An 11,060-nucleotide genomic window follows, 5' to 3' on the forward strand; every position below is an offset into this window, starting at 1 on the left:
TTCCTTGCTGTACTCGTTACTGTCAATTTCAAGCATATTACTTACAAAATTACTTTTAGCTGCTCATCGCAGCTCAAAAGAATTGCTGGTTTATTCTCATATAAGTTTCCCTATATTTATTCTGTTCAATTTTCAAGGATCATCTCAAGCTGCCTGCTCTTCTTTAAGACAGCTTTTATAGTATATCATCTGTAACTACATTTGTCAATGTTCTTTTCTGAATTTTTATTATTTTTTTAAAACATAAAAAATTGAAAAACATTGATTCTATCATGTTGCCGCTTCATTTCGTGACAACAGTTGATATTCTATCATATTTCATTTTATTTTCTCTGCAGTATATATCCTTAAAACCAATTTATCTTATATTTCCTGCTGTATAATAGCTTTTTCCATACCATTCGTATACTGATACACTAGGTGCTGTTTATTTTATAATTTCATCATCATGAACTGTGAATTTCTCTTAAAAAGCACTGTGCCATATCACATTTACACTTGAATCCAAAATGCTCTAAAGCTCTTTGAAGAGAATATAAAGTATGGACTACTAGATCTTCTCTAGCATTTTCACCCATATGCCCTATTCTAATCACCTTCCCCTCCAAATATCCAAAAGAACCTGCTATCAGAACATTAAAATTGTCCACCATGTATTGTCTCAACTTCTTTTCATCTATACCTGCCGGTACTTCAATAACACTTACAGTATTGGAATATCCATTTCTTGTATACAAATGCAGTCCAGCTTCTATAATAGCTTTTCTCATGCTTTTTCCGATTCTTTCATGTCTTTTCAGGACACTATCATCTGCCAAAATATTGTCCACCGCTGTTCTCAATGCAATTATATCACTTATAGGTGGGGTATATGGAAACCACTTTTCTTCATAATAATTTTTCCAAACCAGCAGATTACAATAAAAAGACTTTATAGGACTCTTTCTGCTTTCCATTGCATAAAAAGCATCTTTACTAATACTGAGCAGTGAAAGACCCGGAGGTGCTGAAATACATTTTTGAGATCCTCCTACAACTATATCTATTTTCCAATTATCAACTTCTAAATTTTCACCTCCCATAGCGGAAACACTATCCACTAGAGTCAATATACCTTTTTCCTTGAGCATAGGACATATTTTTGACAAATCATTCAGTACTCCTGATGGAGTATCACAGTGCACAACCGTGGCATACTTAAAATTGCTGTCCTTATCTAAAAATCTCTTTAAATCCTCTAAATTTATTTCTTCTCTCCTGTCTCCCTTAAAAAACACCACTTCGCCATCATACAATTTGATTAAATCTGCAAATCCCTCTCCAAATATTCCATTGTCAATTACAAGTACTCTATCCCCTTTTTCAGTGAGAGAGGCACAGGCAGCCTCTAAACCAAGCATACCTTCGCCGCCTAATATTCTAACTTCATTTTTAGTTTTTAAAAGTTCACTTATCTTTTTACAAGTTTCCTTATAAAAATCATAGAATTTAATATCTAAATCAGGATTTGTGCATCGCACACTTCTAGCCAGCCTCACATTTTCTCTAACTTCTGTGGGCCCCGGCGTCATTATATATGGAACTTTCAACAAAATCACCTCTTAAACAATTTAACAGCATTATATCATCAGCATATTTATTTGCAAATGTATTGGTACAATTATGCTAAAAGTAGATAAATTATTTCATTTAAAAAGTATATATATGTTAAAATGTAAGAAAATATAATTGATAAAATATTAGAAAGGAAATCTTTTATGAATGATATAGAAGAAAGGCTTAGAAAAAAAATTAAAGAAATTTGTGACAATTACAAGGAGTCTCCAATAGGCGGATATATATCAGGAGATGGTCCCATTCCCTGTGACGTATTATTTGTAGGTGAGGCTCCCGGTAAAACAGAAGTAGAAAGGGGTAAACCTTTTGTGGGCATGGCTGGCAAAACTTTTGAAAAATACCTAAACCTAATAAATTTAGAAAGGAAAATGGTTCGAATAACTAACAGCTGTTTTTTCAGGCCTATTAAGATAAAAGAAGGTAAAAACGGAAGAAAAACTGTAAGCAACAGAACTCCAAAGATTTCTGAAATAAAACTGTTCAAGGATATACTGAATAAAGAAATTGAACTGGTAAATCCTAGAATAATTATAACTTTGGGAAATACACCTTTAAAAATATTTACTGAATTCAATTCTATAGGAGAGTGTCACGGAAATATCTATTTTAATGAACAGCTTAAAAAACATATATTTCCTATGTACCACCCCTCTGCTCTGACTTACAATAGAAATAGCAATTTTGAATCTACCTATAAAAACGACTGGCTAAAATTAAAGAACGCTCTAAATAACCTTTAGAGCTCTTTAGCCCTTTTTTTGTACCAGTAATAACATATCAAAAATCCCACCATTCCACCTGCAGTATCTATTATTACATCTTTCATTCGAGCAGTTCTTCCCAACACAAACAGCTGATGAAATTCATCTGAACAGGAATACAAAAATATTACTGAAAGTGAAAAAGCAGCTAATTTTTTCAACTTGAAATTCTCTTTTCCCGCGTTGAATATAAGTACTGATAATATTAAATACTCTAAAAAATGAGAAACTTTTCTCACTACAAAATTGGCTAAGTTTCCAAATATACTATTTAAATCAATCCCTAACATCTGAAATATATATATAACAAATTCGCTTTTATCATTTGACACAACTGCTTTCTGATTGGAAAAAGCAAATATTATTATCATCCATAATACTACTAAAATCCACCTAAATTTTCTCATTTCACATTTAAGCCTTTCTAAATAACCTTAATCGAATATTCATTTTTACAGAAGACTACTAAAATTCCCCAAATGTTTTAATACCTTTATAGTATCTTCCACGTCATCAATAGATATCATTTCTGAAGCAGAATACTTATACCTACAGGGTATCGCAATTTCCCCAGTTCTTATACCAATTCTCTCTTTATGCAATAATCCTCCTTCAGATCTGTCTGTACTTATGCTGTACTGAAGGTTTACATTTGCCTTCTGGGCTGCATTTTCCAATATATTCTTTACATCTCTGTGCATTATAAGAGAATTATCCATGATCTTGAGCACAGGACCTTCTCCCATGTTTATATTTGTATCCGGTTTTTCTGAATTTTTCGCCTTATCAGTTCCCACTACTATACAATAATCAGGCTTTATATTATTCGCCGCAATTCCTGCTCCTATTCCTCCGACTTCACCCTGAGAGGCAAACACAAAATCAATCTCAATTCCATCCTCCATTTCAATTTCCTCTATAAGCCTCAAAAGTATATAACATCCTACTTTACTGTGTAAAAGCGGACTTATTATATTATTATCCCCTGCATTTAAATAAGGTCCTACGAGTAATGCCATGTCACCTTCTTTTACTTTTTTCAATACCTCTTCCTTTTCTTTTACCCCTATATCAACAAACATATCTTTGGAAGAAGTATATATTTTACCCAATGTGCCATTCTCAAATCTTATAAAACTGTGGGATATATCTTCCTTATTAAAATGACCTATATTGCTGACTCTTATCATTCCATTATCATCTACATGATTTACTATAAATCCAACTGAATCCATATGGGAACACAACATAATTTTAATTTCTCCAGATCCTAATTTCAATATTACGTTACCTATACCATCCTCATATACGCTCTGATCTATGTTATTTAGATAATCTTTTATTACCCGCTTAACTTCATATTCCCTACCGCTAATTCCAAAAGAATTGATTAATTTTATTAGAAGTTTATCCAAAATTCTCACCCCTCCACCTTTTAACTAAACCATACTATAATTCCTTCAAATAGTTTTTCAGCAACTCCAACGTATTTTGATAGTCAGCTTTACTGCATAGAGATATATTGCAATTCATATACCTGCAGGGCATTAGTACAGCCGCAATCTTGCAATCATTCACACTAAGACGGACTGCCTTAAGTTCTCCCTCTTTCTGAGTATCTCCAACTTTTTGATAGGGAATACCTCTATTAATTGCTTCATTCCTAATAGATTCTCCAATATCTTTGTCAAATATTGACTCTCCCCCTTTAAATGGTATAATAGGGCCATCCGTCAATTGGATGGTTTTTAAATAATCTGGGGTTTCTAACATATCCATACTATTTATCGCATCTAAAATTATAGCAACATCTGGATTAATATTATAAGCTGCACCATAGATTCCCCTTTGCCCTATATTGCCCTGTACACTAAATACACCATATAAATTGCATTTGAAATCCTGTTTCAATAATTCCATAAGTATGGAACAACCTATTCTGCTATCCAGAGCTTTTCCCTCTATATAGTCATCTCCAAAATAACAAAAATGATTGTCAAACACCGCAAAATCTCCCAGTGAAACAATTTTGCTGCATTCTTTCCTACTGAAAGCACCTATATCTATACACATATTTTCACAGGATAAACTCTCATTTACTTCCTTCTTGTTCTGGAGATGTATTGGTTTTATTCCTATAATTCCCGATACTTTTTCATCACCAATCAGAATAGTTTTACAGGGCAGTGAATTTTTATCCACGTTTCCTATAGTTGAAAATTTTAAAGTTCCATCTTCATTATAACCTGTTATTATAAGCCCCAATTCATCCATATGCGAGATCACCATTACTTTAGGAGAATTGGAACTATTATTTTTATGAACCACAACATTTCCCATTTTATCTACATTTATATCTTTGGTCAACATTCCCAGCTCATCTAAGATAACTTTCCTTGTTTCACCTTCATATCCGGAGGGTCCCATGGAATTACAGAGTTTTTCTAAAAACAAAACAATCCCTCCAATTCATTTGCTTTTAATTCCTGAATAAACCTGGCCAGAAGCCTTCCCGTATTTCTAATGTCTCTTAAATTCACCATCTCCACGGAAGTATGCATATACTTTATCGGAATAGATATTAAAAGGGTGGGTATTCCACCAACAGCAGTCTGAATGTCCCAGGCGTCCGTCCCGGTGTTTCCCGGCTCCACTTCAACTTGATAGGAAATATTATGTCTATCTGCCGTCTCTATTATCCTGCTTTTAAGTTTAGGATGCACATTGGGTCCTATACATATGACGGGTCCCTCTCCCAATTTATTTTCTCTGTCAGTATCCCCGAATATTCCTCCATCAAAGGTCACATCAACAGCTATGCCTATATCCGGTTTGATTTCATAGCTTGCCATGCCAGCTCCTCTGTGTCCCACTTCCTCCTGACAGGAGCATACAAAATAAACATCCAGGTCCGGAGTGACATTTTTGAGTTCTGCTGCACATATATGCATAGCTGCAATACTTGCCCTATTATCTATGGCTTTACAGCATACATTCTCATTTAAAAGCTGAATCATATTTCTTTTTAAAGTAATATAATCTCCTATATTGACTAAATCATTTAATTTATCAAAATTATATCCGGTGTCTATATACAAATTTTCCATTTTGACCTTATTTCTGTCTTTATCCTCATATTCGGGTTTTAAAGCCACAATTCCCTTTATCCTCTCTTTCCCATGAATGACAACCTCCTGGGATACAAGGCTTTTGGGATCTATTCCCACAGCTTTGAATTTTAAAAATCCTTCCTTTGAAATCTCATTTACCATTAAAAACACTTCATCTGCATGGGCCATTATCATTATTTTACTGGAACTTTTTCCTTTTTTATATATGTAAATATTATTCATTTTGCTCATGGTTATATTCCCAAATTCCTTAAAACCATCTTCTATGATAGAGTACAGCCAATCCTCTCTCCCACTAGGTGCATCGGCTTCACAAACTTTTTTTAAAAAATCCAAATCTTCCATTTCCTACCTCCAGCCAAATATATTGGTAATTTAATTATAGCATAACTACAAGGGACAATTGTTATCAAAAGGAAAATCGTCAAAGGCAAACAAAAAAATAAATTATCATGATTTACGATAATTTATTTTAAAATCCAGTTTATTTTTGAATTAAAAATTCTCAATTAGATAATGAATTTATAACAGTATCTGTAACTAATTTAAGTTTTGATTCATCTATAAGTGAGATTGTATCCTGTGAACTGTTTATTTTCAAATTTTTGTCATAAGCCTGTCCTATACACAATGCCGGAATTTTATTTGCATCAAAAGCAACATAATCGCTAAACTCACGATCTGTTTTCTTTATATTAATATCTTTTGGTTTTCTTTTTAATAATGTAACGGCAAAATTTTCCTTTCCACTTATGGTAAATATATATGGTTTACTACCGCCTTTCTGTGCTATTGAATCAATATTTATAACTGCCTTTATATTTTTTTTATCATTAGAGGATAAATTTTTTATGTAATGATTTGAACCTACTCCTCCCAATTCTTCACCACCAAAGAAAATAAATCTTAATTCATAATTACTATGATGATAAAGCTATCTCAAAAATAGTACTGCTTGTATTGGGCTAACTTCTTAAATTTACAGTATTACCTAGTCACTACTCCTTTTTTTAGTTCATGGATACTTATAATTTTTTAATAAAAACTATTTGATTTTTACTTTCGTTGTCTCTATATTTGTATAAGGTTCACCATTTGAGTAATTAAGTTGATTTATCACTAGATACAATTTATTTGTTCTGTTAAAGTAAGGACTTTCAAATGATAAATTTATACAATTTTCCGAATCCATGCTTACCAGAGCATTCCCCGAAATACTATATTTATTTCCTTTCTCATCTGTCAAATAGGGTAACTTGCTGGTATCCCCTCCAACTATTCTTCCGATTGAATTGCATTGAGATTTATCAATACTGTTTTTACCCAATTGTATTCTTATTTCAGTATGGGTAGGGTAGATTTTTACACTCTTAAAAGTGAAATTAGTATTATTAATTGAAAATGGAATATTATCATATTCTTCCGGTTTTTGTGATTTTAGGTTTTTGTCAAGTTTTATTTCAAAATTCCAATTGCCGGATATATTTTTGGGTTCTCTATTGAATTTTGAAGTAAAATTATTGTAAGCTTCCTTAGAATAAGACATATTATATGCTTCAGTAATACCTGAAATCATTAAATTTATTTCATCAGGTATTTTCATATTCTTTATACTTATCAATTCTATGGAACCAAAAGTTTTCTTATTTTTGGAGTAATTTTCAATAGAATTACCTAATGATGAAATTATGCATTTATAATTTGTGTTGCTTAAGGATAGACTATCTTGATTTTTATTATTCAGCTTAGGCGGAAGTCTTTGTGATTTAAAATCATCACTGCTCAAGAGAGTTTTTCCATTGTTGTCACTTATAGAAAATTTTTTCATCAGAAGATTCTTGATATCCTCATCAGCTGTTGTTCCATTTAACGTATATAATATAAATATATCTTTATCATCTGTAATTACATTATCAACAGTGATACTTATATTCTTGTCTTTTTGAATTTTACTTATATTTTGAGACAAATTTTGATTTACAGCACTATCTATATTTTTATCATAATGAAATTGTACAGCATTGGCTATAGATGATATTACAGGCACATCACTTAGTGACTCCGCAAAAGCAGGCACAAAATTGACACTGCTGATGAAAATAATAATCAATGAAGCTATTGCAGCATTAATCTTAATCAGCCTTAGTTTTATAGTTCTTATTTTTTTATCCCTTTTTGCTTTTGAAATAGACTTTTTAATTACATCATCAAGCCTGCTTGATATGTCAATTTTTTCAAACCCATTTTTAGGATCATGCTTCATTTAAATACACCCCTTTTCCAATTCAACTTTTAATTTTTTTAACGCTCTTCTTAAATAAACTTTCACAGTGCCTTCCGGGTATTCTAAAAGCTTAGAAATTTGAGGAATAGTCATATCCTGAAAATATTTTAAAATGATTAAGTTTTTATATTTTATACTCAAATTATCCATAGCATTATATAAGTCAACATTTTTAGATATGTTAAACTCCATTTCTGAAATATTATTATCCTTGTCTAATAAATTATAGTCATGAACATAAATAATATTTTTATTACTTTTTAACTTATTTATAGATAAATTTATAAGTATCTTTATAATCCAACTGCTAAAATACTGTGATTCCCTTAATTTATTTATATTCATATAGGCTTTATATACAGTATCGCTTACAATATCCAGAGCATCCTGTTCATTTCTTACATATATAAATGCCATTTTATAAAGATTTTCTTTATAAAAATTTATCAACTCAACAAACGATCTATCATCTCCTTTTTTAGCATTATTCACAAGAATTTGAACTTTATCCGTTTCTTTCACTACCTCACTCCTCCACAAAGATATCTGGAAACAATTTATCACACATTAATTAGACAATTTTAATATATAAAAAGTTACACTTGATATCAATTATTAAGTTAATAAAAGTTCTAAATAAAAAAATAAATTACCATGATCTTACGATAATTTATTCTAAAATCGAGTTTATTTTTTTAAAAATGTGCTAAAATATAATTAAAAGAAGCCATTGCGGCTTTATTATTGAATTGGATTTTCAGTTAATTAAATGCACTCTCGCAAAGTGCATTTAATTTTTTGAGCTTTTATTTTAGTCTTTTTCCAAAATAAAAAGGTGATCATGCCTTTTTATAATAAATAAAATTTTAAATTTGTGAAGCAATTCGCTTGTTGAGTACATCAATAATTTCCTGTTTTTTATCTGGAGAAATTAATATAGAATCACAGAAAGAATTTTTATAATATTTAATTTCTAATCTATCCATAGATAACGCTGGAGAAGATATTATGTTATTACTCTCTTTAAATGAAATAATATCTCCATAATTAATCTTAATATTTAATATTAGCCCACTTCTTATATATAAATATGAATCTTCAAAAACATAATAAGTAAGAAAATATCTTGGTAAAATAAATAATATTAATAAAGAAATGAATAAAATAAATGCTAAAGATCCTATTTTATTTATAATATATAAATAAAACAACCATAAAGTTATAATTGTAAATAATACTACTGTAATATGAAACCACCAACCAATTTTCGAATTAAATTTCATCCTTATACCCTTCCATAAAATTTATCGATTTTCAATAACCGATCTCTGTTATCAATTAGCCATAAATACCCTCTTTGCAAGAGATAAAATCTGGAGAGTGGCCAATTAAAAAACTTTATTTTCTTAATAGATATTATATCATATTAAAAAAGATATTTTTATGTAAAAAAACTAAAGCTGGAAACTAGCATTTATGTTATTATAATATAAAAAGCCAGTAGGAATTTTTCAAATTTTAAATGGAATATATTTTTATAAACAAAATAAAAAATCCGATGGAATATTGCTAATCTTAGTAGGTATATTTATTTTTGCCGTTATAGTTAAAATTTCAATATTTTAACTATGCGAGCATAGAAAAATACCCATTTTTTTATATACTTTAAAACTAAACCAGTGTATATCCCCAATCATATAAAGCATGAAATATAGATGGTGCAGTGACATTTTCAGTTTTAATCATCATATATCCCAAGAACAAACTGAAAAAAACTAAACCAAACATACTCGTAAGGGTTTCAGTTAAAGTCATTTTCCCAATAAAAATTCTTTGAGGTAAATGCATTAAAGCCATTAAAGCAGAAGCAGTCATCCATCCTTTGTTTTTTCCCATCCATGCAATTAAACGGGTTTGTAAATATCCCCTAAATATGAACTCTTCAGAAAATCCAATTACAGCACAGTTTAATAACGCCCAAAAATGGCCAATGTTTAAATGAGTTATTACTTTATCGACATTTATATTCATATAAAATAGCGACAATATTATAAATATAATACCTGAGATTGTACCAATACCAATTGATTTTTTCAGATTATGCCTTGACACCCCTGTACTTGCCCATGATTGTTTAAAAAATTTCTTTGTTAATAATATAGGGCTTATAATTATTAAATACAATAATGCATTTGACAGAACAGTAGAAAAATTATAAGTTACACTTGTCTGTATATCAGTATTTGATTTACCAGTATAATTTATAAAAAATATTATAAGCGTAATTAAAAAAATACTTATAAAAACTGCAGCAAAAGCATGTAATCCGGATTTTCTTGGATCATTAAAATTATATTCTTTGTGCTCAAATCCTAGTTTTGAAGTTAAAATGTATACGATTAGCCCCGAAATCAATAAAAATATACCCCGACTTATAATATCTTTTAAAAAATTCATATTATTAACCCTCCCGATCATTTTAATCAATTGTACCATAAATGGTGGTTTATAGTACTTTTAAATAAAATAAAACCAGAATATTTTTACTCTATATAGAAAGTAAAAATGGTTCAAAGCTTTATACAAAGTCTGTCAATAACCTCTGAGTTGGATAAATTGATACGTTTAATAAACTCTCTGACAGCTGTCCTTATTTCTTTTACTGTGGGATAAAATACATTATTTATAATGTCAGATTTAAGCCACTTCCACAGACCTTCAATAAGGTTAAGCTGTGGGCTGTATGGTGGAAGAAATACAAGTTTCAATCGAGGGGTTGCCTCCATAAATGGCTGTATAAGTTTTGCGTGGTGAATACGAGAATTATCCAGGATCATTACTATCTTTCCAGAAGGATACTGCTGTACAATTTCCTTTAGAAATTTAAGAAATACTTCAGCATCATACTTTTCGTCTTCACTGCAATATACTTGTCCAGTTTCATAGTTTAATACACCTAAAAGTTTAACTCCCCTATGCTTACCAGTAGTAGGAATAATGCGCTGTCTGCCTTTTATAAACCATATTTTTGCTATGGCCTGGTAATCCCGAATCATTGATTCATCCTCAAAAAGAATATAATCTATATGACCTTTCATTAATTTTTTTTTAAAAGTTCAAACTGGTCTTTGAATTCTTTTTGTCTTGATTCATCAGCTTTTTTCAAAGAATATGTTGGACGGGTGAAACTTAAATTATTTCTGTATAATACTTCAAGCATTCCTCTTTGACAGTAGGAAACACCATAAAGTTTCATTACCAGCTTCC

11 protein-coding genes and 2 pseudogenes are annotated in these 11,060 nt (G+C 30.4%); 2 read left to right on the plus strand and 11 right to left on the minus strand.

The features are described from left to right. Positions 1-181 (plus strand): hypothetical protein (locus ACFHWD_RS19720; RefSeq protein WP_378062885.1); only part of this gene is annotated, 181 nt, incomplete at its 5' end. 265 nt (positions 182-446) lie between these two features. Here ACFHWD_RS19720 and ACFHWD_RS19725 read toward each other — a convergent pair. Next, positions 447-1,589, minus strand: a complete 1,143-nt coding sequence (locus tag ACFHWD_RS19725; protein WP_229982141.1) for an alanine--glyoxylate aminotransferase family protein — start codon at positions 1,587-1,589, stop codon at positions 447-449. Between the two features lie 168 nt (positions 1,590-1,757). Here ACFHWD_RS19725 and ACFHWD_RS19730 point away from each other — a divergent pair, with 168 nt between their 5' ends. Continuing rightward, on the plus strand, positions 1,758-2,357 hold the full coding sequence (locus tag ACFHWD_RS19730) for a uracil-DNA glycosylase (RefSeq protein ID WP_150358712.1): 600 nt from the start codon (positions 1,758-1,760) through the stop codon (positions 2,355-2,357). On the opposite strand, the gene ACFHWD_RS19735 is transcribed toward ACFHWD_RS19730, so the two are convergent. From ACFHWD_RS19735 to ACFHWD_RS19780, 10 genes and pseudogenes are all read right to left on the minus strand, one after another. After that, positions 2,354-2,785: a VanZ family protein gene (locus ACFHWD_RS19735; protein WP_268253960.1), complete on the minus strand. Its 432-nt coding sequence runs from the start codon at positions 2,783-2,785 to the stop codon at positions 2,354-2,356. The genes ACFHWD_RS19730 and ACFHWD_RS19735 overlap by 4 nt on opposite strands. A gap of 45 nt (positions 2,786-2,830) precedes the next feature. Continuing rightward, the gene (locus ACFHWD_RS19740) at positions 2,831-3,802 is read right to left on the minus strand and encodes a M42 family peptidase (RefSeq protein WP_378062886.1); all 972 of its coding nucleotides are present in this window, start codon (positions 3,800-3,802) and stop codon (positions 2,831-2,833) included. A gap of 25 nt (positions 3,803-3,827) precedes the next feature. After that, entirely contained in the window at positions 3,828-4,832 is a 1,005-nt protein-coding gene (locus ACFHWD_RS19745; RefSeq protein WP_378062887.1) for a M42 family metallopeptidase, read from the minus strand. Further along, a complete protein-coding gene (locus ACFHWD_RS19750; protein ID WP_179978164.1) occupies positions 4,823-5,854 on the minus strand; it encodes a M20/M25/M40 family metallo-hydrolase in 1,032 nt (343 codons plus the stop codon). The genes ACFHWD_RS19745 and ACFHWD_RS19750 overlap by 10 nt, the downstream gene beginning before the upstream one ends. 160 nt (positions 5,855-6,014) lie before the next feature. Then, positions 6,015-6,422 (minus strand): annotated as a pseudogene (locus tag ACFHWD_RS19755) (M28 family metallopeptidase); the annotation flags it as partial. Between the two features lie 132 nt (positions 6,423-6,554). Beyond that, the gene (locus tag ACFHWD_RS19760) at positions 6,555-7,772 is read right to left on the minus strand and encodes a DUF4179 domain-containing protein (protein ID WP_378062888.1); all 1,218 of its coding nucleotides are present in this window, start codon (positions 7,770-7,772) and stop codon (positions 6,555-6,557) included. Next, positions 7,773-8,315, minus strand: a complete 543-nt coding sequence (locus ACFHWD_RS19765) for a sigma-70 family RNA polymerase sigma factor (protein ID WP_150358719.1) — start codon at positions 8,313-8,315, stop codon at positions 7,773-7,775. A gap of 344 nt (positions 8,316-8,659) precedes the next feature. Next, positions 8,660-9,076, minus strand: a complete 417-nt coding sequence (locus ACFHWD_RS19770) for a PH domain-containing protein (protein WP_378062889.1) — start codon at positions 9,074-9,076, stop codon at positions 8,660-8,662. 388 nt (positions 9,077-9,464) lie between these two features. Continuing rightward, positions 9,465-10,250 carry a CPBP family intramembrane glutamic endopeptidase gene (locus ACFHWD_RS19775; protein WP_229982149.1) on the minus strand — a complete coding sequence of 262 codons (786 nt, stop codon included), beginning with the start codon at positions 10,248-10,250 and terminating at the stop codon, positions 9,465-9,467. A 113-nt stretch (positions 10,251-10,363) separates the two neighbouring features. Next, a pseudogene (locus tag ACFHWD_RS19780) lies at positions 10,364-11,060 on the minus strand (IS630 family transposase); the annotation flags it as partial.

Origin of the sequence: Clostridium sp. MT-14, assembly GCF_042436595.1 — a bacterium.
GTDB classification, from domain to species: Bacteria; Bacillota; Clostridia; order Clostridiales; family Clostridiaceae; genus Clostridium_B; species Clostridium_B aromativorans.